The sequence below is a fragment of the Candidatus Symbiopectobacterium sp. 'North America' genome (assembly GCF_015762685.1).
Lineage (GTDB): Bacteria > Pseudomonadota > Gammaproteobacteria > Enterobacterales > Enterobacteriaceae > Symbiopectobacterium.
In genome coordinates this window covers 1-26,242 of record NZ_PEHF01000061.1, presented here as the reverse complement: position 1 = coordinate 26,242, position 26,242 = coordinate 1, and the positions used below count along the sequence as shown (strand labels likewise).

Sequence of the window (26,242 nt, the reverse complement as noted above, 5' to 3'; positions counted from 1 at the left end):
AGAGGAAAGACATCAAAATGGGTCAAGCAAAAACTAATGTGTATAGGAATGAGTGTAGAATGGTTTCCATAACAAATAAAAATTCAATAATTACATATCACTAAATGCTGTGTTCTACTCCTTTCACTTTCCAAACACCCTTCTCGTAACGTTCCGTAAAGTCAACTCACTCCATATACCACAAGCCTTTCACTAAATTCTGATTATCTCGACGCCTACTTCCTTCTATCCAAACCTATGCGTTGATGTGTATAGCCCCCTTGCTTTAGCGAATTTCCGCAGGCTGATGTACATGTTTTCTAGTATTTCCCACAATAAACGTCGCAGGGCAGAGTTTGAAATTGGCTTAATTTAACCTATTGATTTTATATATAAATAATATATGGCCTGTTTTTCACTCTTCAAGGTAAATATCTTTTATAAATTCTATGTAGTGATATTTGCATTTGCTTATATATAGATGAGATACCATTCATAAATAGCAATAAATCTCATTATCATTTCATGTGTTTTTGAAAAAAAGCAGCATTTAAAACTAAAAACGCTATATATTTAAGTAAATAACGACGTTTCACGATCACATTTCTACCCTTTTGGGGGTAATAGACCCTACCCGCTTGATCGATATCAATCCCACATTATTAGCAAGCCTTTATGGTTAGCAGGGTAAGCAAAGTGGGATAATAATCATGAAGAAAATTATTGAAGACCTTTTACACCAGGAAATATCTCGTCGGGACGCGGTGATCGATGCCGCGAAAATCGGCTCGGCGGTGGCGATTACCAGTGCCATCACCTTGCCGTTTTCTGCCAATGCTCAGCCGTCGGTGGCTCCAGCCGGCGTGGTGAACGACAATGAAACCGTTCGTCACAGCGCGTGCTTGGTCAACTGCGGCAGTCGCTGTCCGCTGAAGGTGATTGTGAAGGACGATCGCATCGTGCGTATCGAGCCGGAAGATGCCAAAGATGACAGCGTGTTCGGTGAACACCAGATTCGCCCTTGTCTGCGCGGGCGTTCTAACCGCTGGCGTGTTTACAGCCCGGACCGCATCAAATACCCGATGAAGCGTGTCGGTAAACGCGGTGAAGGCAAATTCAAACGCATCAGTTGGGAAGAGGCGACCGCGTTTGTCGCCTCGGAAATGAAGCGCATTGCTGAGAAATATGGCAATGAGGCGATCTACTACAACTACCAATCCGGTGCCTATTACCACAATCAGGGAACGCACGCGTGGAAATGCCTGCTGAACCTGACGGGCGGCTACCTGAACTATCACAACACCTACTCTACCGCGCAAATCGCGACTGCCACGCCGTATACGCACGGCACTTATGTTGGCAGTCACTTTACGCAAATTGCCCATTCCGATCTGGTGGTGTTTTTTTGGCCTCAACTTGTCGGAAACCCGTATGTCCGGCGGCGGACAGGTGGAGGAACTGCGTCGTGCGTTAGAAAAATCGCAGGCTCGCGTGATGATCATCGATCCGCGTTACACCGATTCTGTTATCACCCAGCATGCAAAGTGGTTAGCGATTCGTCCAACCACCGATGCGGCATTGGTCGCGGGGTTGACTCACACCCTGATTAGCGAAAACCTGATCGACGAAGCGTTGGTCAACCGTTATAGCGTTGGGTTTGATGCCAGCACGTTGCCCGAGTCTGCGGCACCGAATGCCAGCTACAAGGATTATATTCTCGGAACCGGGCCAGATGGCATTGCCAAAACGCCTGAATGGGCGGCGAACGTCACTGGCATTCCAGCGGTGCGTATTCGTCAGTTGGCGAGGGAAATCGCGGGTGCGCGCGCCTGCTATATCGGCCAGGGTTGGCGGCCGCAGCGCCACGCCAACGGCGAGCAAACCGTGCGCGCTATCCAGACATTGCCTGCGCTCACCGGTCACTTTGGGTTGCAGGGCACCAACAACGGCAACTGGCCTTATGTTACACCTTATGGTGTTCCAACCTTGCCGATGGGCAGCAATCCGATCAAAACCTCGATCCCCTGTTACCTCTGGACGGGTGCCATCCTTAATCCCGAAAAAATGACCGCCACAACCATGGGCGTGAAAGGCGCGGCGTCGGCATTAAAATGGTGGTCAATCAGGCAGGGCAGGCGCTGTTGAACAAGCACGGTGACATCAACCGCACGCGTAAAATTCTGGCGGATGACCCCCAGTGTGAAACCATCGTGGTGATTGATAACCACATCACTCCCAGAGCCAAGTTCGCCGATATTTTGCTGCCGGAAACCAGCTATCTGGAAGCGGAAGACCTGGTTGATAGCTCGTATTCAACGGGCTCGCACAACTACATGATCGCTATCCAGAAAACCATCACGCCGATGTGGGAAGTACGCAGTACCTACGACATCTGTGCCGATATTGCCGGTCATCTGGGACTGAAAGAGCAATTCACCGAAGGCCGCACGCAGGCGCTGAAAGAGAAACGTACCTACCTGCCGGAATGGTCGGTTGCGAAAGAGAAGGGCGTTATCGATCAACAGATCGCAACGGAAAAACAGAGCATTGCCTTCCTGGATTTCCGGGCAGATCCGCAGGCCAATCCGCTGAAAACACCGTCAGGCAAGATTGAGATCTATTCCGAAGCGCTAGCCAAACTGGCTCAAACCTGGACGCTACCGGAAGGCGATCGTATCCCTGCAATCCCTGAGTTCTGCTTGGTGCGTGAATCTCATCTCAATAAAACGATGACGGCTAAATATCCGCTGCAACTCAGTGGGTTCCATACCAAGGGCCACACCCACTCCACCTACAGCAACGTGCAATTCCTGCATGAAGCCGTGCCGGATGAGGTCTGGATCAACCCGATCGATGCGGCGGAGCGCCAACTGAAATCTGGCGATCGCGTGCGTGTATTTAACGATCGTGGCGTGGTGGAAATCCCCTGCAAAGTCACACAACGCATTCTCCCTGGCGTCGCCGCTATGCCGCAAGGGGCCTGGACGCGCCTTGAGAGCGCGGGCGTCGATGTTGGAGGGTGCATTAACACCCTGACCTCCCAGGATCCTTCGCCGCTGGCGAAAGGTAATCCGCAACACACCAACCTGGTTGAGATTCAGCGCGCTTAAGGGGAAATGACTGATGACACAATATGGCTTTTACGTTGACTCCTCGCGCTGTTCGGACTGCAAAACCTGTCAGGTCAGTTGCAAGGATAATAAAAATTTGGATCTTGGCCCGAAACTGCGCCGTGTCTATGAATACGGTGGCGGCAATTGGGTAAAAGAGGGTGAGTCCTGGCAAAACGACACCTACAGCTACTACCTGTCGATTGCCTGTAACCACTGTGACGATCCGACCTGTGTGGCCGGTTGTCCAACTGGTGCCATGCACAAGCGCAAAGAGGATGGGCTGGTGCTGGTGGATGAGAACGTGTGCGTTGGCTGCCGTTACTGTGAGATGCGTTGCCCCTACGGCGCGCCACAGTTTGATGCGCACGCCAAGGTGATGCGCAAGTGTGACGGTTGTCTGGATCGGTTGCAGAAAAATCTGCGTCCGATCTGTGTCGATTCCTGTCCGCAGCGCGCGCTGGATTTTGGGCCTATTTTGATGAACTGCGTGCCAAATACGGTACCGAAAACGAGATCGCACCGTTACCTTCTGCGCCGCTGACGCACCCGAATCTGATCGTCAAACCGCACCCGAAAGTGCGGCCGAGCGGCGATAAAGATGGTGTTATTCAAAACTTGCAGGAGGTGCGCCATGCATGAGTTGCCTTTGGTGTTTTTTACCGTGCTCACGCAGAGTGCGGTGGGGGAGTTTATCCTGCTGTTGGTGGCGGGAGTGTTAAAACAGGTGGAGGCGCGGCCGTTAGCGATTGGGCTGTTTGCTCTGCAATGTGTTTGTTTGGTCTGGCCTTGCCGATCGCGGGGCTGCATCTCGTGCAGCCACTGCGTGCCATGAACGTGCTGCTGCGCGCCGGGCACTCGCCGATGAGCAACGAAATCGTGCTTTCATCGCTGTTTTGCGCGTTCGGCGGTCTCGGAGCTCTGGGGTTGCTGCTTAATCGCGGCGCACAACGTCTGTTCCGCGTGCTGACCTGGATCGCTGCGGTGGTGGGGGTGCTGTTCTTGTTGGCTATCCCGCGCATTTATCAGTTGCCGACCGTGGCGACCTGGAACACCAGCTACACGCTGTTGATGATGCTGCTGACGCCGATGATTGGTGGCGGCGCACTGGCGGCGGTATTGGGTGCACGCCGGATTGGACTGGCCGTTAGCGTATTAGCTACGCTGGCGAGCTTCTGCCTGCGTCCTGGCTACATGGCAACCTTGATGAGCGCAGACAGTGCGCTGACCAGTGCGCAGCTTGCCTGGTTTAGTGCGCAGGCTATCCTGCTCGCTGTGGGCATCGTGGGGGCGATGGTGCATGTCCGTTATAACACCGGACGCTCACTGTTGACGGCCAGTGCGCTGGTAGTGATTGTCGCTGAGCTGGCGAGCCGTGTCGCGTTCTATAACCTGTGGACGTTGCCGATGTAATGCCGTGCCGCCCTGTATGCGATTGCACAGGGCGGCATCCTAAGGGGAGAGCCCGATGTCATCTATAGCCGTGTTGCCACGTTTTTTGGGCGCACTCTTTTACTACCCGCCGACACACCCCGATGTGCAGGCTATCGTTGAGAGCTTATCTGCGCTGCCTACGCTGTGTCCCTGGGCAGAACGCACCGAAATGGAAGCGTTGTGTCAGCACTGGCCGGTGCCTGACGCAGAAGCGTTTATCTGGCAATACTCGGTGCTGTTCGAAGGGCAGGGAGAGATGTTTGCGCCGCCCTGGGCGTCGGTCTATCTGGAAAACGACAATCTGCTAATGGGAGAAAGTACGGTGCGCTATCGTGCTTTCCTACACCAGCACGGTCTGTCGTTTACCGGTGCGCAGCAGGAACCTGAAGATCAGTTCGAATTGATGCTGCTGGCGCTCGCAGCACTGTTCGAACAAGAGAAAGAGCAAGCCGCACACACGCTGCTGGAAACGTATTTGCTGCCTTGGAGCGATCGCTATCTGGAACGCTTACAGCAAAATCCCCACAGCCCGTTCTATGCTCAACTGGCCGTCGTGACCCGCTTGCTGCTACAGGGGATGCAGCGTCATTATGGGTTGCAGCCCGAAACGCCCCGGATGTTTTTCTGATGGAAAAGGATGAGCGCTACTATCGCGGATATTTGTCTCATCGCTACGTCAGTCGGCGCGGGTTGTTCCGCGCCTTTCTTAATGCTTCGCACCAGCATGAGCCGCTACCCGATAACGCTCAACCGCGTGCGCCACGTCCTCCCGGTGCGCTGCCTGCACCGCAGTTTTATCAACAGTGTAACCGTTGCCAACGGTGCGTTAACGCTTGCCCAATGGGGGGGCTGATCGTCAATGAAGAAGGTTATCCGCAGTTGGCCATTGAATACGCCAGTTGCGATGGCTGTCAGGCATGCATCGCGCATTGCCCCTCGGGGGCGCTATTGCCGCAGGCACACTTTGATACCGGATTACGTCCGGCGATCGGCGCTACCTGCATCAGTCAGCAACGCCATTGCCGCAGTTGCATCGATACCTGCCCGAGTCAGGCGCTTTCCCTCAGTGAGTGTGGCTTGCCTGATGTAGACAGCGCGCGGTGTCATGGCTGTGGAGAATGCTTGATTCAGTGTGAAATTCAGGCAATTTCATTGACCCCATTCGCTTAAATAACACCTTACATATCGACCCCGCCATACAGTCGTTTATGCAGTGATAATGTAATTTTTATTTTTGAACGTCATGTTATCGTGACGCCAATGGCTATTATTGACTTTTAAATAAAAACTAAATGAATATATGAAATAAGAAGAGCTGATTGAACTATTAATTGAATGGTTTAATTAAACGTATTTTAAACACAACTCGGATGAGGCGTGTTTAGGGTGTTCATCTGAGTTATTTTAGTAATGCGCACCTGTATAGTTATTTGTAATGGTCAAAAAACAGGTGTCGACTATATTTATCAGCCAACTTTTTTTCTTATTTCCTTTTTCGAGGTAATAAAAATTAAAGCGGTGAAATCATGATGTTTTTTACGTTTGTTATTTTATCACCAGGATATTGTCATGCTTGATTTTTTACCTTTTTCTCGCCCTTCTTTGGGAGAGGAAGAGATTGCTGCCGTAAATAAGGTCATGTTATCCGGGTGGATCACTTCAGGGCCAAAAAATCAGCAACTGGAAGCTGCTTTTTGTGCATTGACCGGCAACAAGCACGCCATTGCTGTCAGTTCCGCCACGGGCGGGATGCACGTAACCTTGATGGCGCTGGATATTTACCCTGGCGATGAAGTTATTACCCCCTCGCTGACCTGGGTTTCAACCCTCAACATGATTGTCTTGCTTGGCGCTGTACCGGTGATGGTAGACGTCGATCGCGATACATTGATGGTCACGCCGGAGGCCATTGCTGCGGCTATCACGCCCCGCACGCGCGCCATTATTCCCGTGCATTACGCTGGCGCCCCCGCCGATATGGACGCGATTCGTGCCATCGGGCATCGTCACGGCATCCCTGTTATTGAAGATGCGGCTCATGCCGTTGGGGCCGAGTATCGCGGAGCCCCTGTCGGAGCGAAAGGAACTGCGATTTTCTCCTTTCACGCCATCAAAAATATGACCTGCGCTGAGGGCGGACTGGTGGTCACCGATGATGACCAGCTTGCCGAGCGTATCCGCAGCCTTAAATTTCACGGCCTTGGCGTGAATGCTTATGACAGACTTGCACAGGGACGTGCACCACAGGCAGAAGTGATAACACCGGGGTACAAATACAATCTCAGTGATATCCATGCCGCGATTGCGTTAGTGCAATTTGGCAAGCTGGCGCACGTTAACCAGCGGCGTCAGGAGATTGCGCAACGCTATTTATCGGCATTTGCCGATACGCCACTGCTGCCGCTACGTCAGCCTGAATGGCCCCATCACCACGCCTGGCACCTGTTTATTTTGCGTGTGGATGCTGAACGCTGCGGTATTTCACGCGATGCGTTAATGACTGCACTGCAAGCGCGAGGGATTGGCACTGGCCTGCATTTTCGCGCCGTCCATACCCAGAAATATTACCGTGAGCGTTTTCCCGCACTTGAACTTCCTCATACGGAGTGGAACAGCGAACGCCTGTTATCCATTCCCCTGTTTCCGGATATGACTTATGACGACACATCACGCGTTATCGATGCGCTGCTCGAACTTGTCTGCGGTTGATATGTTCACCTTTCCTCCGATAAAAAAAGTCTCCGTTGTCATCCCGGTATTCAACGAGCAAGAGAGCCTGCCCGCGCTGATTCAGCGCACGGTGGCTACCTGTGAGACGTTGAGTAAAGACTATGAGATTGTACTGGTTGATGATGGCAGCAATGACAACTCAGCGCGACTGATGGCGCAATCCAGCGAAATGCCAGATAGCCACGTGATAGCCGTATTGCTCAACCGGAATTACGGTCAGCATGCTGCGATCATGGCGGGATTTAGCCATGTCACGGGCGATTTGATCATCACGCTGGATGCCGATCTCCAGAATCCACCGGAAGAGATCCCGCGTCTTGTGGCAAAGGCCGATGAAGGCTATGACGTGGTGGGCACGGTACGCCAAAACCGTCAGGATAGCCTGTTTCGCAAAATGTCATCGCGCCTGATAAACCATTTTATCCAGCGTACCACTGGCAAGGTCATGGGCGATTATGGCTGTATGCTGCGCGCTTATCGACGCCATATCGTCGATGCCATGTTGACCTGCCACGAACGCAGCACCTTTATCCCTATCCTTGCCAATATCTTCGCGCGTAAAGCGACGGAGATTCCTGTCAAGCACGCCGAACGCCTGCACGGTGATTCCAAGTACAGCGTGATCAGTTTGATCAGCCTGATGTATGACCTGGTGACCTGCCTGACGACGACGCCTTTACGTCTGCTCAGCGTGATAGGTAGCGCCATAGCGCTCTCAGGGTTCTTGCTGACCTTTGTGCTGGTGGCGTTGCGTCTGGTATTTGGGCCTGAATGGGCGGCCGAGGGCGTTTTCATGCTGTTTGCCTTTCTGTTCAGTTTTATCGGCGCGCAGTTCGTGGGGATGGGGATACTCGGTGAATATATTGGCCGTATTTACAACGATGTGCGTGCTCGACCTCGTTATTTTGTGCAACGCGTCGTTAAGGGTGAGACCCGCAAAGACGAGACTCACCAAGAGAGTAATGTGAAATGAATACCGTTGTTTTTGCTTACCATGATATGGGATGCGTTGGCATCAATGCCTTGCTGGCCTCTGGCTATCACATCAGTGCTATTTTCACCCATGCGGACACGCCCGGTGAAAATCCTTTTTTTGGCTCAGTGGCTCGTATTGCCGCCAGAACGGGTATTCCTGTCTATACACCGGAAGACGTGAACCACCCGCTGTGGCGTGAACGCATTCGCGCGCTCGCACCGCAGGCCATTTTTTCTTTCTATTACCGCCGCGTGCTGAGTGACGCGATTTTGCAGTGCGCACCCTTAGGGGCGTTTAACCTGCATGGCTCGCTATTGCCGCAATACCGTGGCCGTGCACCGCTGAATTGGGTATTGGTTAACGGAGAGACGCAGACGGGCGTCACGCTGCATCGCATGACGTCAGAACCCGATGCGGGCCCGATTGTCGCGCAACAGTGGGTCGATATCGCCCCGGATGACGATGCCCCTGGTTTGCACCATAAACTGTGCGAATGCACAGACAGCCTGTTACGCGATATCCTGCCAGTGATTAAATCCGGTAACTATCCGCAGCAGGAGCAGGATCACGCACAGGCCAGCTATGTCACCCGGCGAACTCCGGAGGCGGGGCGGATGGACTGGTCGCGGTCCTCGCATGAATTGCACAACCTGGTGCGTGCGGTCACGGATCCGTGGCCGGGCGCCTTTTGTTATGCCGGTGCGACACGCTTGACGGTGTGGTCCTCCCGTTTGCGACAGGATTTCCCTTGCGCGCCGAGTGGAACAGTGTTGTCGGTTTCACCGCTGGTGGTTGCCTGCGGCAGCGATGCGCTGGAGATTGTGACCGGGCAGAGTGACAACAGCGTGTTTATGGCGGGTGAACAACTGGCGCAAACCGTGGGCATGGTGGAAGGGGCTAGGCTCAATGCCTGCTTGCCGTGCCAACCCAAACGCGTGCGGGTGTTGATCCTCGGGGTAAACGGTTTTATTGGCAACCACCTGACGGAGCGGTTGCTGCAAGATGAAAATTACGAAGTCTACGGCCTGGATATCGGTTCCGATTCCATTGCCCGTTTCCTGCTTAACCCGCGTTTTCACTTTGTTGAAGGGGATATCACCATCCACTCGGAGTGGATTGAGTATCACATCAAGAAATGTGATGTCATTCTGCCGCTGGTCGCTATTGCCACGCCGATTGAATACACGCGCAATCCGCTGCGGGTGTTCGAGCTGGATTTCGAAGAGAACCTGAAAATCGTGCGTAGTTGCGTCAAACACCAGAAACGCATCATCTTCCCTTCCACCTCTGAAGTGTACGGGATGTGCAGCGATAAGGTGTTCGATGAAGATCGCTCGTCGCTGGTGGTTGGGCCGATTAACAAACAGCGTTGGATCTATTCGGTATCGAAGCAACTGCTGGATCGGGTGATCTGGGCATACGGCGAGAAGCAGGGGTTACGTTTTACGCTGTTCCGTCCTTTTAACTGGATGGGACCACGGCTTGATAGCCTAGATGCCGCCCGGATCGGCAGTTCGCGTGCCATTACGCAATTGATCCTGAATCTGGTGGAAGGATCGCCCATCAAACTGATTGATGGCGGTGAACAGAAGCGCTGTTTTACCGATATCAACGACGGCATCGAGGCGTTATTCCGCATCATTGAAAATAGTGACAACGCCTGTGACGGGCGAATTATCAATATCGGTAACCCGAAAAACGAGGCCAGCATTCGCGAGCTCGCGGAGATGTTGCTCGAAAGTTTTGAACGCCATCCGCTTCGGCACATGTATCCGCCGTTTGCTGGCATGTGCGTGGTGGAGAGTGGCAGTTACTACGGCAAAGGCTATCAGGATGTGGAACACCGTAAACCGAGCATCGCCAATGCGCGCCGCCTTTTAGGATGGGAGCCACAGGTCGAGATCCGCCAGACGATTGACGAAACGCTGGACTTTTTCCTGCGTGCTCACCCTTCACCGGATTCCACCCCATGAAGCGTGTCGGGCTGCGTATTGATGTCGACACCTGGCGCGGTACGCGAGTGGGTATGCCGCGCCTGTTAAAGACGTTGGAGCAACATGGGGTTCAAGCAAGCGTCTTTTTCAGCGTCGGGCCAGATAATATGGGACGTCACCTTTGGCGTCTGGTCAAACCAGCTTTTTTGTGGAAGATGCTGCGCTCCAAGGCGGTTTCATTGTATGGCTGGGACATCCTGTTGGCGGGGACTGCCTGGCCGGGCCGTTTGATTGGGCGCGGTAATGCGGACGTCATGCGACAAACGGCGCGTACCCACGAGGTGGGGCTTCATGCCTGGGATCACTTTGCCTGGCAAACCTGGGCGGGCATTTGGAACCCGGCACAGTTACATCGCCATATTGCGCTGGGCAAGACCGCGCTGGAGGATCTGCTGGGTCAGGCCGTCACCTGCTCCGCCGTGGCCGGATGGCGGGCAGATCAGCGTGTCATTGAGGCTAAGCAGTGCTTTGGTTTCCGCTACAACAGCGATTGTCGTGGCAGCACACCATTTCGGCCTCGTCTGGCAGATGGCACATTAGGTACCGTTCAGATCCCGGTTTCACTGCCCACCTGGGATGAGGTTATCGGCTCCACCGTGCAACCACAGCAGTTCAACCGCTATTTGCTCAACGCCATCCACAGAGCGCGAGGGACACCGGTGTATACCGTGCACGCTGAGGTGGAGGGCATCGCCTTCCAGCGCGAATTTTCGGCGTTGCTCTCCATGGCGCATCTTGAAGGACTTCAGTTTTGTCCTCTGGGGGCGTTGCTTCCTGAATCCGAGGCAGATTTGCCCGTTGGGCACGTTGTGCACCACGCCATTGACGGGCGGGAAGGATGGTTAGGCTGTCAACAGTGGCTGAATAGCCAACACGATCAGGTCGATCAGTCATGAAAGCAGTAAATTACACGCTCGCATTGGTCGCTTTGTGGGCACTCTACTACGTTATTCCCATTGAATACCGCTTGCTCTGGCAGCCGGATGAAACCCGCTATGCAGAAATCTGCCGTGGCTTGCTGGCCTCGGGGGATTGGGCGGTGCCGCGATTTTTAGGTGTTCGCTACTTTGAAAAACCAATAGCGGGTTACTGGATCAACAATCTCGGTCAATGGCTTTTTGGTCATTCCAACTTCGCGGTGCGTGCGGGAGCCATATTCTCCTCGTCGCTGACCGCTTGTCTGGTAGCGTGGCTCTCCTGGCGGATCTGGCGGGACAAACGTACTGCACTGCTGGCGGCGGTAATCTACCTTTCCTGCTTGCTGGTCTACGACGTCGGAACTTACGCCGTGCTCGATCCTATGCTCGCGCTGTGGCTCTCGCTCGCCATGTGCAGTTTCTGGTATGCCGCTGAATCCGAGTCCGTGAGCAAAAAGGCCATTGGGTATCTGGTGCTGGGGATGGCTTGTGGCATGGGGGTGATGACCAAAGGCTTTTTGGCACTGGCGGTACCTGTTATTAGCGTGCTGCCGTGGGTGGCAGAAAAGAAACAGTGGAAATCGCTGTTGATGTATGGACCGTTGGCCGTGTTAAGTGCGGCGGCGGTGACATTGCCTTGGGCGCTAACCATAGCAGAGCGTGAACCAACGTTCTGGCACTACTTTTTTTGGGTAGAGCATATCCAGCGTTTTGCGGAGGAAGGCGCACAGCACCGGGCACCGTTTTGGTATTACCTGCCGCTGTTTCTGCTGGGCGCGTTACCCTGGCTGGGGTTCCTACCCGGAGCGTTGCGCCAAGGCTGGCGAGACAGGAAAACGAACAGCGGGCTGATCTATTTGCTGGGCTGGACTCTCATGCCTCTGCTGTTTTTCAGCCTCGCGAAGGGAAAGTTACTGACCTATATACTGCCCTGCTACGCGCCGCTGGCGGCGTTGCTGGCGCATAATGTGCTGGGTGCTGCCCGCGAGGGTGCCAAGGCGCTGCGTGCCAACGCACTTATCAATATGCTGTTTGGTGTTATAGGGCTGCTGGCTGTGGTGCTGGTTTTGGCACCTCATCGGTTGGCGAGCTATCCGCTCTATACACCGCAGGAATATGGCAAGATGCTGGCGGCAGCGGTGATATTTCTCTTCTGGGCGTTGATCGGGAGCCTGTCGCTTGTGCAACCTCGTAACCGCTGGGCCTGCGCGGCACTGTGCCCGTTGGCATTGGCGCTGCTGGTGGGCGCTGCCATTCCCAATCGGGTGGAGAATGCTAAACAACCGCAGGCGATGATTGAGCCGGCTCATGAGCAACTGCAAGCGAGCCGCTATGTGATGTCCAACAGCGTAGGGGTTGCCTCGGCTATTGCCTGGGAGTTGCAGCGTGACGATATTTTTCTCTATAGCCGTCGCGGTGAGCTGGCCTGGGGGTTGGCGTTTGAGGATAGCGCAGAAAGGTTTGTTTCTGAGGACGCCTTCCCCGGCTGGCTCGCGGCTCACCGTCAACAGGGCAATATTACGCTGATGCTACTACTGGACGACGACGACAGGACGACGATACATGCGTTGCCAACGCCGGACTGTGTCTATCAGCAAGGACGCTTTGCCGTTGTCGAGTATCACGCGCAGTGAGTGCATGGTTGGGGGTTTTGCTGGTCAGCATGCTGAGCTGCATGGGGCAGATGTGTCAAAAACAGGCGGCTGGCGCTGTTCATCCTGCCTATGCAGCGCGATGGCTGAGCGTTTCTCTGCTGCTACTGGCGCTTGCGTTATTGCTGTGGCTGGTCGTACTGCAACAGCTTCCTGTTGGTATTGCCTATCCGATGTTGAGTCTGAATCTGGTCTGGATCACGCTGGCCGCACGTTGGATTTGGCAGGAGCCTATTGGTTGGCGGCATAGCCTCGGCATTCTGTTTATCATCTCGGGCGTCGTTTTGCTCGGTGTTACGGCTTAACGTGGAGGCGATAGCATGGGATATCTAGCGGCGTGCCTCAGCGTCATGTTGGTCAGCATCGCGCAACTGGCGATTAAATACGCCCTGTCCGGATTGCCATCGGTATGGTCGATACGCATGCTGTGGGACGGCGCAGCGTGCCAGTGGCTGCTGCTTACCGCTGGGCTGGGGTGTTACGTGCTGTCGCTAATTGTCTGGCAATTCGCGTTACAGCGTCTGGCGCTGGGAAAAGCCTACGCATTTTTGAGCCTGAGCTATGTGCTGGTGTGGCTTGGTTCGCTTCTCTTACCCGACTATTCAGAGCATTTTTCATGGCTGGCGTGCATCGGCGTGTTCGCCATTATGGTGGGCGTATTGTTGGTCTGCTGGCCGGAACGTGAAGAGAAAACCTCTACCTCGTCATAGCGCAAGAGTCGATCGGGCTCAAAAAAACAAACATTTTCAGGTGTAATTTCTTGTCATTCTTATCGCAATAACACCGTGTGAGATAGGTCATAGCATCCATACCGTAGATCGTAAATAATACAAAACCGTTATCAATAGGAATATACCCGTCATACTTCAAGTTGCAGGTGTGTTGGCTGCGTTCACTCACCCGAATCACTTACTTGTGTAAGCTCATCGGGATTCACTCACTTGCCGCCTTCCTGAAACTTGAATTATTTAGGGTATAGAAGGGATATTCCTACGGCGGCGGGGGAGGAAAACGGATTCTCAGAGACGGTGTCTGACTGACAGAAAAGAGCATGATGAACAACAAATACCCATTGCAAGAAATCCTTGACGTTGAGCGGCTGCAAACGTTGCAGGATAACTTCAGCAAATCCATGATGATTGCATTGGTGGTTGTTGATGAAAAAGGCGTTCCGGTTACCAAACCCAGCGGATTTTCTGATTTTTGTGCCCGTTCGCGGCGTAATCCTGCATTAGCGCAACATTGCTACGACTGTGATGACGCTGGAGGAAGGGCTGCCATGGCGGCCTGCCGCCCGGTAGTGTATCGCTGCTACTGCGGATTCGTTGAGTTTGCGGTGCCCATCATGATAGACAACCACTATCTCGGCGCGTTTATCTCCGGTCAGGTCAAAGTCGAAACCTCAAAAGAGACCGAAATCCCCTACATTCTGGCGGAAAATGGCGTGTGGGAAGAGAACCCCATGCTGGTGAATCTGCATGAAAACACCAAACGCATGCCCTATGAGCGTTTTGAATCGACCGCCTACACGCTGCTACATGTCGCGTCCTATCTGGTTGAACAGGCTTACGCCAACAATATCCAGCGCGAGTTGCATCAAAAAGATCTGGCGTTGACCAATGAATTGCGCAAACGCGTGGACATCGAGCGCTCTTTACATAAAGCTGAATTTAAAGCACTTTCCTATCAGATAAACCCCCATTTCCTGTTTAACGTACTCAATACTATCGGCCGTTTGGCCTTTTTGGAGAACGCCCAGCGCACCGAAAACATGGTGCATGATTTTTCCGATATGATGCGTTATCTGCTACGCAAAAGTAATAATGGGCTTATCACGCTGCGTAATGAAATCAATTACGTCAACAGCTACATGTCGATTCAAAAAGTCCGCATGAGCGATCGTTTTGATTATATGTTCAGCATTCCGGATAAATATCTGGATGTAATTTGTCCTTTCCTTATTTTGCAGCCGCTGGTGGAGAACTTCTTTAATTACGTGGTTGAGCCGCGAGAAATAAAAAGTCACATTCACATTAAAGCCACCGACGATGGCAGCGATGTGATTATTGAAGTGACGGATAATGTCGATGGTATTTCGCCACAGGATATCGAGCATATTCTCTCCGGTAATGAGAATCGCCAAAAAAGCGGCATCGGTATCAACAACATTCAAAATCGACTTCAGTTGCTGTTCGGCGAGCATTATGGACTGGAGATTGCCAGTCCGCACAAACCGAAGCAGGGAACCTCTATCAAACTGCGTTTCCCGATGCAGGAAGTCCATTAATCCGGGGAGAAACATAATGTACAATTTTGTGATTGTGGAAGATGAACACATTGAATCCGAATCTCTGCGCCGCATGATTTCGGAACACATCGAAAATGCCACCATTCATGAAGCATCGACCGGACGCAAAGCCATTCAAATGATCGATCAACTGAATCATATTGATATGATCCTGGTGGATATCAATATCCCGTTGCCAAATGGGAGAGAGGTGATCGAGTATCTACGCCGTAAAAACGATCAGACCAAAGTGATCGTCACCACCGCCAATGACGATTTCGATATTGTGCGCAGCATGCTCAGTCTGAAAGTGGATGATTACCTGCTCAAACCGGTAAAACAGAGCATCATGACCGATGTGATCAAAAAGGTGCTGCATTACGATGAGCAGGATAATCAAGTAACACGCGAACTGAACCAGAAAGTGTTTTCCCTGATCGATGACGGCGATTACCCGGCCTGGCATGAGCTGGTGTTTCAGACCATTGACGGTGCCTACTGGGATAAATCTGGCGATCGCCGTCAGACGATAGCGGATTTTCTTGCGCTGCTTGATCAATACGTGACGGCGCAAGGCGACAAGTTTGCCGCATCTCATTCTGCGACGCTGAAAGGGGTGATGCGCGACGTTGCCAGCCGTGGGCTGACGGAAGGCCTTTACTACCGTATTCTGCGCGGCGTGTTTACCCTGAGTGAAGCCCTGTTTGAGCGGGTGTTTAAAAGCGCTGCACCCCAGGGGGATTTTATCGAACGCGCGCGTTATCACATTGAGAAGAATATTTTCAGCAACATCACCCTGGATGATATCGCCGAACGCGCTTTTGTCAGCGCCTGCTACCTGAGCCGTGCTTTCAAGAAAGCCACCGGTACAGGTTTTTCTACCTATGTGGCAAATCGAAAAATCAAAATTGCCAAATCTCTGCTGCAATTCAGTGATTTAAAGGTCAATACCATTGCGCTGGAACTGGCGTATCAGGATGCGAAATATTTCTGCCGCATCTTCAAGAAAGAGACCAATATGTCACCTTCCGACTACCGCAAACTGATGGTGTTTAACCCGCAGGTAGCTCCACCGGAAGCGGGGAGCAGCGTAGTGCTACCCGCGCGGTGATAACGCAAAATAGTCCAACCTGACAGCAAGAAAGTTCACCGGAGCCGATCGCCCCCCCGAGTAAAATAACGGGATACTCTCAGTGGGGCGAGGCATGTGTGGACGAGTACCTGTTTACTTCCGAATCGGTGGCGGAAGGCCATCCGGACAAAATCGCCGATCAGATTTCCGATGAGATTTTGGATGCGGTGTTGCTACAAGATCCCTGGGGCCGCGTGGCGTGTGAATGTCTGGTGAAAACCGGCGTCGCCATCGTGGCGGGAGAAATCACCACCACCGCATCCATTGATGTGGAAAGCGTGGTGCGCCACACCATCAAGCAGATCGGTTATAACCACTCTTCGCTCAGCTACGACGGCAATACCTGCGGCGTTCTCAACCTGATCGGTCGGCAGTCGCCGGATATTGCCAGCGGCATTCAGGGGGAGGCGCTAACTGAGCTGGGCGCTGGCGATCAGGGCATCACCTTTGGCTACGCCACGGATGAAACGCCGGAATTGATGCCTGCAACCCTGGTCTATGCACATCAACTGATGGCACGTCAGGCCCAGTTGCGTAAATCCGGCCGCCTGCCATTTTTACGTCCCGATGCTAAAAGTCAGGTGACGCTGCGCTACCGAGATCGTCAGGTGATTGCGGCGGACACCATCGTCATTTCCACACAGCACGCGCCCTATGTCTCGCTTGAAACGCTGCGCGAAGCGGTGATCGACGAGATCGTCAAACCGGTGCTTCCCACACGCTGGCTGACGCCACATACCCGCATTCTGGTCAATCCGGCCGGGGCGCTTGTCACGGGTGGGCCGGTGGGTGACTGCGGGCTTACCGGACGCAAGATTATCGTTGATACCTATGGCGGCGCTGCGTTTTCGGGTAAAGATCCTTCCAAAGTCGATCGCTCAGAGGCCTATCCAGCACGCTACGTGGCCAAGAACATCGTAGCAGCCGGATTAGCTGCGCGCTGTGAAGTGCAGTTGGCCTGGGCTATCGGCGTCGCACGTCCGGTAGCGGTGCGCATCAACACGTTTGGCGCCGGGCGGGTGAGTAGCGATCGGTTGCAGCAACTGGTGGACGCGCATTTTGATCTCAGCGTCTACGGCATGATTACGTCGCTTGATTTACTGGCGCCGCGTTATCGCCACACAGCATGTTACGGGCATTTCGGGCGATCCGATTTTCCCTGGGAATTCACCGATAAAGTTGCGTTGTTACAGGGCGCAGCTTCATTGATATAACGATAAACAGGAATCGCTTATGGCTAAGCAAAGTTTGGGTCTGATAGAAACCGTGGGGCTTGCCGCGGCCGTTGAGGCAGCGGATGCGGCGGTGAAATCTGCTAATGTCAATCTGGTCGGCTATGAGCTGACGAAAGGCGGCGGCATGGTTACCGTGAAGCTGGAAGGGGAAGTGGGGGCAGTCAATGCAGCTATTGCGGCGGCGAGCGTTGCTGCGGCCAAAGTGGGGCAGGTGTATGCCCATAAGGTGATTACACGTACCGCTGAAGGAATCGAAGCCATCACGCATTCGGCCGAGACGATCGGCGTTGCCAGACCAGAGCCGTTGGCACCAGAAGTGGTCATCACGCCGCCTGCTGCACCTGAGTCAGAAACCAAAGCAACCACGATTCCTGTGGTGACGTTGAGCCAAGCGATAATGGCACGTCATTCGGGGATATCTTCGAGCAGCCAGTGCGTGCGCTACAACCGGCTACGCAAGCGCCTGTTGTGCCGGACGCTGCGCCACAGGCAGAGCCTGATCAGCCCGCGAAAAAACCTACGCCACGCCCGACGGGCAAAAACACCCCGCGTAAGGGTGACAAATAATCACGATGTGATCTCTCTTCCTACTATCCCTGGCAACCGCCGGGGATTTTTTTGTTCTGATTATGGGGATTAATAAGGGAGGGTTATTGAAGTACAGCGTACAGGGTTTTGCTGTTGACGTACCCGCGTCAAAAGGTGCTGAGGAAATGGGGGACGCCAGGATGAGCGGCAGGGATGCCGCGAAAGTGCTCGCCGCGTCTGGAACGCGTCGAGCGCGGTCCGTCCGGTGGCCCCCATTTCCGAAGGTATCGCGTAGCAACGCCATTACGCAAAAAGCGTGGGGTCACGGGGTGTGGGCGACTGCACACCCCGTGTCGGGCGCGTGCCACGCGAATGGCAGAGAAACACGGCGGCTTTCGCGCACGAAACCTTACGCAATACGTAAATGAGTCCCCCAGTGATTAGTAGCATCGATACTGGGGGGACGGGTTCAAAACAACGGCACCGCCGCAAAAAAACCAATGGTTGCCACCAGGTTGAGCAACGTCGTCATTATCGCAATGGTAAACGCCGGTGGGTCAATATGGGTGTCGCCATAAACCAAAAACAGGCGGGAAATCAGTTCACCGAGTAGAGCACAGATAATGCCGACGACAGCAGCCCAAATCAGACTGCCGGAGGCCGCCGCTGCCAGTGCCGTAGGCAGAGCGATGTGGTGGGAAACCGGCACCTGGGTATTAAAGTGCAGGAATACCAACGAGAACGCTGAAATCCCAAAGGCCAGCAGCGCGCCGCTGCCTCCGAACGAGTGACCCAGATAGCCGGCCATCAATCCAATACCGATACCCAAGACCGATAGCTGAGGAATGCGACTGTGATAGGGCATCCAGCACTGATCCTGTGGCGGGTAGCAGCGACGCACCCCGCTTTGTGGTTTGCCCAGCAGACCGGTGGTCCCGAACATCAGAAGCACCATCATGCCAGAGATCACCACGGTTAACGCCACCGTGTCAGTCCATACCAATCCCGAAGAGAAGGCGGGTACTTGATTGAACAGCCAGGCGATCACAAAGCCGATAGCACCAAACGTACCGCCAACCAGCAACACATCGGGGGCTCCCAGTCCGCTGAGTCCGGCGGTGATATCACGGCCAGAAGCCAGTTTGCCCTTTTTCGCCGCATAGGCGGTTGCGGCAACCCCGGCAGCAAAGCCTCCGACGTGTGGGCCGAATACGCCAAAGGGAAATTGAATAAATGTGGTGGCGCTGCCGGTGACAATTTGTGATATCGCCATGGCAATGACCAAGAGGCCGACAAATTCAAAGACCGCAAGGGCACCGATCGCGGCACCGAAAATACCGCCGCCGAAAGCGACTAAAATATCAATGCTGTTCATTTCACTCACTTTGATTTTGTGGGTACAAGAAATAAGCGACGTAATACATCACGTCGGTATTATTGATGTGAAAAATAATTATTTTTAATAATGACAAACTAAAAATCGGGCAACGTGAAGATACGTTTCCCGATAATATTTTTATACCGTGCGACTAACCCCCAATATGACATTGGAAACCCAATGATTCGATTTCCTGTTTGAGGATGTTCACCGTTCCTTCCGGTACGCTGGGCGCGTCACCCATCAGGTATTCACGGCCAAGTAACGTGTATTTATTTTTGCTTTAGGTGTGATAAGGCAATAAATGAATGGTATCGACATTCGACATCAATCGGGCAAATTCAGCAATGGCGTGAATTTCTTCACGATTGTCATTCACGCTGGGCACTAGCGGAATTCTCACAATAGTTTTGGTAATAAATGAAATTCTGATCAGGTTTTCTAAAATACGCTGATTATCTACCTCGGTATTACAGCGATGCACGGCCGGATTGATGGCCTTGATATCCGTGAGTGCTAGATCAATATACGGAAACACGTCTTCAATCGTTTGTGCAGACGTCAATCCGGTGGTTTCAATAGCGGTATGCCAGCCCTTTTCCTTACAGGCTTTCAGTAACTCGCGGGCGAATTCCGGCTGTGCCAGCGGTTCGCTGCCGGAAAGCGTAATCCCTCCGCCTGACCGACGGTACACGTTCTCTTCTTTTTGCAGCTCTTGTATCACTTCACGCACGGTGATGCGCTTGCCTTTCATCTCCAGCGCACCGGTCGGACACATGCGGGTGCAATCACCACAGTTAACACAGCACTGGCGATCGATAAAATGCGGTGCGGTGATGGACAGAGCCTGATGCTGACAGGCTTCCAGACATTTACCGCAGTGGATACAGTCATTCTTTTTGAACAGCAACTCAGGATTTGGCCGCTGCGATTCCGGGTTGCTGCACCATTTGCAAGAGAGCGGGCAGCCTTTAAAAAAGGGGATGGTACGGATACCGGGACCATCGTGCAGGGAATAGCGTTGAATATTGAAAATCACGCCTTCCGTATCATAGTGTACTTTATTCATAACATGGTTCATGGGCGACGCGTACCCTTGGGAGTGTGGTGAATCCGGGGCGACACCAGAAAGTATCGCCCCGACCCTCAGCAGCGCATCAGAAGTGCTGTTCCGTGCGGCTGATGATGTCGTCCTGTACTTCTTTCGCCAGCACCACGAACTGGGCGCTGTAACCGGCTACGCGTACCACCAGATCGTTGTGTTTTTTCGGATGTGCCTGTGCATCGATCAGCACGTTGCGATCCACCACGTTGAACTGAACGTGCATTCCTTTGCGATCGAAGTAGCTTCTTACCATGCCGCCGAAGTTCACCAGCCCTTTGTCCCCAGCCAGTGCTGAAGGCAGGAATTTCTGGTTATACAGCGTGCCGTTGGAGGCGCTGAAGTGGTCCAGTTTTGCCACTGAGTTCGCTGCTGCGGTTGGACCCAATGTGTCTTTGCCCTGGCGCGGTGAAACGCCGTCGGCCAGCGGTTCTTTCGCTAGACGACCATCGGGCAGAGCCGCGACGTCTTTACCAAACAGCACGTTAGCGGATACCGGGTAGATACCAGCCTGGAACTGGCCGCCGCGCGGGTTGGTGTACTTTTCGACTTCCTGGCAGTAAATCAGTGCACAGCGACGTGCCACCAGATCCACATCATCGATGTCGTTGCCGAAGCACTGCGTGCTTTCCAGAATGCGGCGAATTTCCTGATGGCGATTCTCGCTGGCACCGTAAGTCGGGGTTGCCGGGGCGCTGGCTGAAAGCTGGCGATACACTTCGTTCTTGATGGCGGACGGATCCAGCGTACCGTTCTGTTCCACGATACGTTTCACGATGTCATAGACATCTTGCTCATTGAGCGACGATTTCGCTGCGGCGGCGTGAGGTGCCGCGCCGACCGCGTAACCGAAGTTGGCATCCAGCGCGCCTTTCAGCTCTTGCAGCGTCAGTTTACGGTCTTCAAACACCTGTTTCTGGATGGCGTAAACGGAGTCGCCGGTATCGGCCACGCCGAATGCCTGCGGGCCCGTAAAGTTGTAGATGGCACCACCGTCTTGCAACGATTTACAGCGTCCAATGCAGTCATCCACCATGGCGGAGAGGAACGGCAGCGGGCAGCGCTCGGCGTGTGCAATATCCACGCTGTTACAGGCTTCGACCAACTGATGGACAAAGTACGCCATCTGCTTTTGGAACGCAGTGTAGAAATCTTCGATATTACCGAATTGCGGCAGTTCGCCCGTGACCGGCCCGATCTGTTTGTTGCCAACGCGACCGTTGTTCAGGGTGATTTCCAGCACTTTGGCGACGTTGAAGAACGCGGCATCGTGCCAGCCTTCGGTACGGTGCGGCGCTTGTGGTTCCACACAGCCGATGATGCAGTAGTCACGCGCATCGTGCAGAGAAACGCCACGGTTTTGCAGTGCCGGGATGATCACTTCATCGTTGTACATCTCGGGTACGCCGAGTCCCAGACGTGCCACTTCACACGCGCGATACAGAAATTCATCCGGTGTGCCTTGCCATACGCGGATCGAGAAAGAGGGCTGCGGCAAGCGCACATGTGCGGTCGCTTCCATACACATGTAGCTCATTTCATTGGTGGCATCACGCCCGTCTTCCGTTTGGCCGCCCACGCACAGGTTTTGGAATACGGCGAAACCGGCGAACGCCTGCGCGGAGACTTCATCACGCGTTTTGTTGATGTCGTTCAGTTTAATCCAGCAGCAATCCACCAGTTCCTGAGCAAATTTTTTGGAGATGTTTTTGTCGGCGGCGTAGTACGGGTACATGTACTGGTCGAAACGCCCCGGAGAGATGGAGTGGCCGCTAGATTCAATCTGCAACATACTTTGCAGCAACCAGAAGGTCTGGCACGCTTCCCAGAAGGTGGAGGCACCGAATTCCGGAACGCGCTGACAGTTTTGGGCAATTTGCAGCAGCTCTTGCTTACGCGTAGGGTTGCTTTCCTGCTGCGCCAATTGTGCCGCATGCTCTGCATAGCGGTGGGCGTAACGGATCGCCGCGGTGTAACTGATGATCACCGAATGATAGAACTGCTCTTTTTTAATGTAATCCGGTGAGCTGCGATCCAGTTTTTCCAGTGCATGCTGCACTTCATCAATGATGCCACGGAAACCGATTTTCAGGATTTTGCCCTAGTCCACGCTGACGTGGCCGACGCCGCCATAGAAGTAGTTGCCGACGGTGAATACGCCGCTCGCCATACTCTCTTTGGTGGCATCAGACATATAGGATGCGGCCAGCACGCTGGTGGTTTTACCCGGCCAGTAGGTGAAGGCATCATGCAGTTCTTTGGCCGTTTCTTTCGGTATGATGAACGGGTCCGCGATGCGGAAACCCATGGTTTCGAACTCTTTTTCCACCCAGTCGTAAGAGAATTCGGGGCAGATTTCGGTAGAGCGCGGGTTTTTGGTTACCGGACCGACGATCAACTCGTCCGGACGAATGGTCACCGGCAGATTGTTGAAGATCTTTTCTACCACTTTGGCGCGACGCATAATCGGCGGCAAGCCTTCGGTCTCTTTATAGGCTTCGGTGGCCAATACGGCGCGTTCAGATTCGACATAGGGCTTTGCCGTCAGAATCATATTTTTCAGTCTGACAACACGGTCGGTCGGATTGGAAAAACCTTTCTCTAACATATCCAGGACTCCTGCATATTTAAAATTATTCATGATGTAGGCAATACAGAGGCATCCTTCGGGGAAAAAGGCATGCCCAGACTGCTGACCAATTTATTTATACCCGTCACCCTTCACGTTATTTAACGTAAGAGATGACAGTGGGAAATATTTGCTGTGCGCTTAGATCTGCACAGTGGTGCCAATCAACGAAATAAACTGACGCAACAGAGCCGGGTGTCCCATCCAGGTGGTTGCCGTCACCAGATGGTCGTCGAGAACGGCTTCATCATCGGCAGCAGAACGATAAATACCGCCTGCCAATTCGATTTCTGGTTTCATGGTGAAATACCTGGTCAGGGTTCGACCTTTTAATACGCCCGCAGCCACCAATATTTGTGGGCCGTGACAAATAGCGGCGATCGGCACAGAAAAATTAAACGCATAGTGGACAATATTCAGTACGGATTTATTCAGACGCAAATATTCAGGTGCGCGTCCGCCAGCAATATAAAACCCGCAATAGTCCTGCAAACGAATTTCATCAAACGATGCTGTCAGCCGAAACAGATGTCCGGGTTTTTCTCTGTAGGTCTGATCGCCTTCAAAATCATGAATGGCGGTTTTAATAAATTCGCCTGCGCGTTTTCCCGGACAGACGGTGTCCACCCGGAAACCCAATGCGCTTAATGCCTGTCATGGCACAATGACTTCATAATCATCATAAAAATCAACCACTAAAAGCAGTATTTTTTCATAGGTTGGTTCTCAGAACGCAGTGTTGTCATTTTCGATCATCCGCATGGCCTCGTTGACAGCGGAGACTTCGCCAAAGATTGCCAATGTCGTGATATGCTGAGGGCAACTGCCAAATATTTCCGAAACCACCACATTGGCGCTTTTGCTGGCCAGATCGGCATAGAAATAGAGATCCGGTACTGGCAGCATCAGCAGACCAATGGCGTCAATGCGCAACAGATCGAGCCGTGAGCGAAATTCGCTGGGCATTCTTCGCTTCAGCATCGCCACAATGTCGGGGGTTGGTGCATTGATGATTCGTGTTTTCATTGGCAAATGGCCCTCAGCCTCGCGACGATTAACGGATATTAAGCGATTCCACCATCACACAGCGGCGGGTGCGGGCAAACGACCGTGCCGAGCCCATGATCTTCAGCGAGCGTCGGTTGCTGCCTTCGATAGCTTTGTCACCGTCAGCCATCAGCGCACGGATAGCTGTGGGGGCGGTATACAGGATATTGACGTGGTGCTTATCGACCACTTGTCCCATACGGCGTGCATCCGGTCAGTTGGGTACGCCTTCAGACATCAGCGTGGTGGCACCGCAGGCCAAGGGGCCGTAGAGCAGGTAGCTGTGCCCAGTGATCCAGCCGACATCGGCGGTACACCAATAGATATCGCCGGGATGGTAGTCAAACACATATTTGAAGGTCATGGCCGCATACACCAGATATCCGCCGGTAGTGTGCAGTACGCCTTTAGTCTTACCGGTCGATCCGAAAGTATAGAGAATAAATAACGGATCCTCGGCATTCATCGCTTCTGGCGGGCAGTGATCGTCTGCACCGGCGATCAGATCGTGCCACCAATGGTCGCGTCCTTCGTGCCAATCGATAGCGCCACCCGTGCGCTGGTAAACAATAGTGTGTGCCACCGTTTTAACACCTGGGTTGCGCAACGCGTCATCAATATTCTTTTTCAGCGGGATAGTGCGCCCTGCGCGGATGCCTTCATCAGAGGTAATCACCAGCTTGGCACTGGAATCGATAATGCGCCCGGCGATGGATTCAGGAGAAAAACCGCCGAAAATAACGGAATGAATGGCACCGATGCGCGTGTATGCCAGCATGGCAACTGCCGTTTCCGGCACCATGGGCATATAGATAGCGACCACATCACCCTTTTTAATGCCCAGAGATTTCAACACATTAGCAAAACGACAGACGCTTTGGTGAAGTTCGCGGTAAGTCACTGTTTTGCTTTGGGTGGCGTCATCCCCTTCCCACACAATGGCGGTTTGATCGCCAAGGGTGGTTAAGTGTCGATCAAGACAGTTGGCTGCAACATTTAACGTACCATCTTCGAACCAGCGAATACGGATATGACCTGGATCGAAAGAGGTGCTTTTAACTTCAGTGTACGGTTTGATCCAATCGACGATCTTGCCATGCTCCCGCCAAAAGGTTTCGGGATCATTGATCGATTCCTGATACCACTCGCGATACTGCTCAGCGTTAATCAGGGCGTTCTCCGCCACTGAGGCGGGTATGGTGTGTTTATTATATTGGCTCATAGCGCTCTCCTTAAACCTTGTTAAAGGTATGTTAACAAATCGTTAAGTGTAGTGGTGCACCAGAATTTGTTTCTTTTTTGAGCGATGGATCACGCAATAAGGAGTAACCACAGTGAAAGGAAAAGCGTGGAGAATGGCTGGCCCTGAGCGTTTACTGCTATTTATAAAAAAGCAAATCAGAAGATAATTTGTGATGTAAGTCACATTATGGTGACTAACCTGCTCGTTCACATGATAGTAAAGCATATAATGATCAATTTATTATTTTTATTATTTGATCGTCCTTTACGATCAAATAGCATAAAGATACTGCTTATTCAGCCGATAGTGTGCATACCAACACGGGTATATTTTGATCCAGAAGATGCTTTTTGATCGTTTGATCGACAGTTACGTTAAAATTTTAGTACATATGTAAAAAAATGAGAGCGGTATAAGCGACTAATGTGGTACGGGTTCACGGGATTTTTTGACCTTTTACTTCTACACTTGAATAGGAATTTGACGATGTAGGCTTTTGCCTGATCGTTCGAGATCAAAACACCACGTCGCGCTGCTTGATCATTACGCTAACGGAAGTATAAGATATTTTATATATTTGTTTTTATTGATTAATTACGGTTTGCGGTTTCGGGCTATCGAAAGCATTTACTCAATGCCTTGCGATCCTGCGCGTAAGCCGCGCAGATCTGTAGGGAGGTTGACGACAGCTTCTCAGTGTGTCCGTGGAGTTATCTTGTCATAGCATGAAGCAGAGGAAACGATGAGTCTGATATTTGGACAAAATGAAATCATAGGCATGCTGAGCAAACCTGTACAAAATGGGGTCTTCCCCGATCATGGTGGGAGACTCATAACCCCATGTTTAACCTGCCGTAATGGAACATCAC

At 52.7% G+C, this 26,242-nt stretch carries 14 protein-coding genes and 8 pseudogenes; 16 read left to right on the top strand and 6 right to left on the bottom strand.

The annotated features are described in order from the left end of the window. Window positions 1-689: 689 nt before the first annotated feature. The 16 genes and pseudogenes from CS369_RS13715 to CS369_RS25245 all read left to right on the top strand — a co-directional run. A pseudogene (locus tag CS369_RS13715) lies at window positions 690-3,089 on the top strand (DMSO/selenate family reductase complex A subunit). Window positions 3,090-3,102: 13 nt separating this feature from the next. Further along, window positions 3,103-3,731, top strand: a pseudogene (locus CS369_RS13710) (DMSO/selenate family reductase complex B subunit). Beyond that, window positions 3,724-4,502: pseudogene (locus CS369_RS13705) on the top strand (dimethyl sulfoxide reductase anchor subunit family protein). The pseudogenes CS369_RS13710 and CS369_RS13705 overlap by 8 nt, the downstream one beginning before the upstream one ends. 55 nt (window positions 4,503-4,557) lie before the next feature. Then, the gene (locus tag CS369_RS13700; RefSeq protein ID WP_196907529.1) at window positions 4,558-5,151 is read left to right on the top strand and encodes a molecular chaperone; all 594 of its coding nucleotides are present in this window, start codon (window positions 4,558-4,560) and stop codon (window positions 5,149-5,151) included. Beyond that, entirely contained in the window at window positions 5,151-5,693 is a 543-nt protein-coding gene (napF, locus tag CS369_RS13695) for a ferredoxin-type protein NapF (protein WP_196907528.1), read from the top strand. Before CS369_RS13700 ends, napF begins: the two co-directional genes overlap by 1 nt. 399 nt (window positions 5,694-6,092) lie before the next feature. Next, window positions 6,093-7,232, top strand: a complete 1,140-nt coding sequence (gene arnB / locus CS369_RS13690; RefSeq protein WP_196907527.1) for a UDP-4-amino-4-deoxy-L-arabinose aminotransferase — start codon at window positions 6,093-6,095, stop codon at window positions 7,230-7,232. Window position 7,233: 1 nt separating this feature from the next. Beyond that, window positions 7,234-8,226, top strand: a complete 993-nt coding sequence (gene arnC / locus CS369_RS13685) for an undecaprenyl-phosphate 4-deoxy-4-formamido-L-arabinose transferase (RefSeq protein ID WP_196907566.1) — start codon at window positions 7,234-7,236, stop codon at window positions 8,224-8,226. Further along, complete coding sequence (gene arnA, locus CS369_RS13680; protein WP_196907526.1) at window positions 8,223-10,202, top strand: bifunctional UDP-4-amino-4-deoxy-L-arabinose formyltransferase/UDP-glucuronic acid oxidase ArnA; 1,980 nt, start codon at window positions 8,223-8,225, stop codon at window positions 10,200-10,202. Before arnC ends, arnA begins: the two co-directional genes overlap by 4 nt. Continuing rightward, on the top strand, window positions 10,199-11,119 hold the full coding sequence (gene arnD / locus CS369_RS13675) for a 4-deoxy-4-formamido-L-arabinose-phosphoundecaprenol deformylase (protein ID WP_196907525.1): 921 nt from the start codon (window positions 10,199-10,201) through the stop codon (window positions 11,117-11,119). The genes arnA and arnD overlap by 4 nt, the downstream gene beginning before the upstream one ends. Next, entirely contained in the window at window positions 11,116-12,774 is a 1,659-nt protein-coding gene (gene arnT / locus CS369_RS13670; protein ID WP_196907524.1) for a lipid IV(A) 4-amino-4-deoxy-L-arabinosyltransferase, read from the top strand. The genes arnD and arnT overlap by 4 nt, the downstream gene beginning before the upstream one ends. Beyond that, window positions 12,771-13,097 (top strand): 4-amino-4-deoxy-L-arabinose-phosphoundecaprenol flippase subunit ArnE, encoded by a 327-nt coding sequence (gene arnE / locus CS369_RS13665; protein WP_196907523.1) that lies wholly within the window; start codon window positions 12,771-12,773, stop codon window positions 13,095-13,097. The genes arnT and arnE overlap by 4 nt, the downstream gene beginning before the upstream one ends. A gap of 15 nt (window positions 13,098-13,112) precedes the next feature. Further along, the gene (arnF, locus tag CS369_RS13660; RefSeq protein WP_196907522.1) at window positions 13,113-13,502 is read left to right on the top strand and encodes a 4-amino-4-deoxy-L-arabinose-phosphoundecaprenol flippase subunit ArnF; all 390 of its coding nucleotides are present in this window, start codon (window positions 13,113-13,115) and stop codon (window positions 13,500-13,502) included. A gap of 344 nt (window positions 13,503-13,846) precedes the next feature. Then, window positions 13,847-15,079 (top strand): PocR ligand-binding domain-containing protein, encoded by a 1,233-nt coding sequence (locus CS369_RS13655; RefSeq protein ID WP_196907564.1) that lies wholly within the window; start codon window positions 13,847-13,849, stop codon window positions 15,077-15,079. A 16-nt stretch (window positions 15,080-15,095) separates the two neighbouring features. Further along, the gene (locus CS369_RS13650) at window positions 15,096-16,190 is read left to right on the top strand and encodes a helix-turn-helix domain-containing protein (protein ID WP_196907521.1); all 1,095 of its coding nucleotides are present in this window, start codon (window positions 15,096-15,098) and stop codon (window positions 16,188-16,190) included. Window positions 16,191-16,288: 98 nt separating this feature from the next. Further along, the gene (gene metK, locus CS369_RS13645; protein WP_196907520.1) at window positions 16,289-17,425 is read left to right on the top strand and encodes a methionine adenosyltransferase; all 1,137 of its coding nucleotides are present in this window, start codon (window positions 16,289-16,291) and stop codon (window positions 17,423-17,425) included. 19 nt (window positions 17,426-17,444) lie between these two features. Continuing rightward, a pseudogene (locus CS369_RS25245) lies at window positions 17,445-17,708 on the top strand (BMC domain-containing protein); the annotation flags it as partial. 735 nt (window positions 17,709-18,443) lie between these two features. Here the strand turns inward: CS369_RS25245 and CS369_RS13635 are convergent. From CS369_RS13635 to CS369_RS13610, 6 genes and pseudogenes are all read right to left on the bottom strand, one after another. Continuing rightward, window positions 18,444-19,349, bottom strand: a complete 906-nt coding sequence (locus tag CS369_RS13635; RefSeq protein ID WP_196907518.1) for a permease — start codon at window positions 19,347-19,349, stop codon at window positions 18,444-18,446. 154 nt (window positions 19,350-19,503) lie between these two features. Next, a pseudogene (locus CS369_RS13630) lies at window positions 19,504-20,421 on the bottom strand (glycyl-radical enzyme activating protein). A gap of 88 nt (window positions 20,422-20,509) precedes the next feature. Continuing rightward, window positions 20,510-23,062 (bottom strand): annotated as a pseudogene (gene grpM, locus CS369_RS13625) (glycyl radical diol dehydratase GrpM). Between the two features lie 162 nt (window positions 23,063-23,224). Then, a pseudogene (locus CS369_RS13620) lies at window positions 23,225-23,791 on the bottom strand (DJ-1/PfpI family protein). Between the two features lie 18 nt (window positions 23,792-23,809). After that, the gene (locus CS369_RS13615; RefSeq protein WP_196907517.1) at window positions 23,810-24,109 is read right to left on the bottom strand and encodes a BMC domain-containing protein; all 300 of its coding nucleotides are present in this window, start codon (window positions 24,107-24,109) and stop codon (window positions 23,810-23,812) included. An 88-nt stretch (window positions 24,110-24,197) separates the two neighbouring features. Next, window positions 24,198-25,352 (bottom strand): annotated as a pseudogene (locus CS369_RS13610) (AMP-binding protein); the annotation flags it as partial. Window positions 25,353-26,242: the final 890 nt, after the last annotated feature.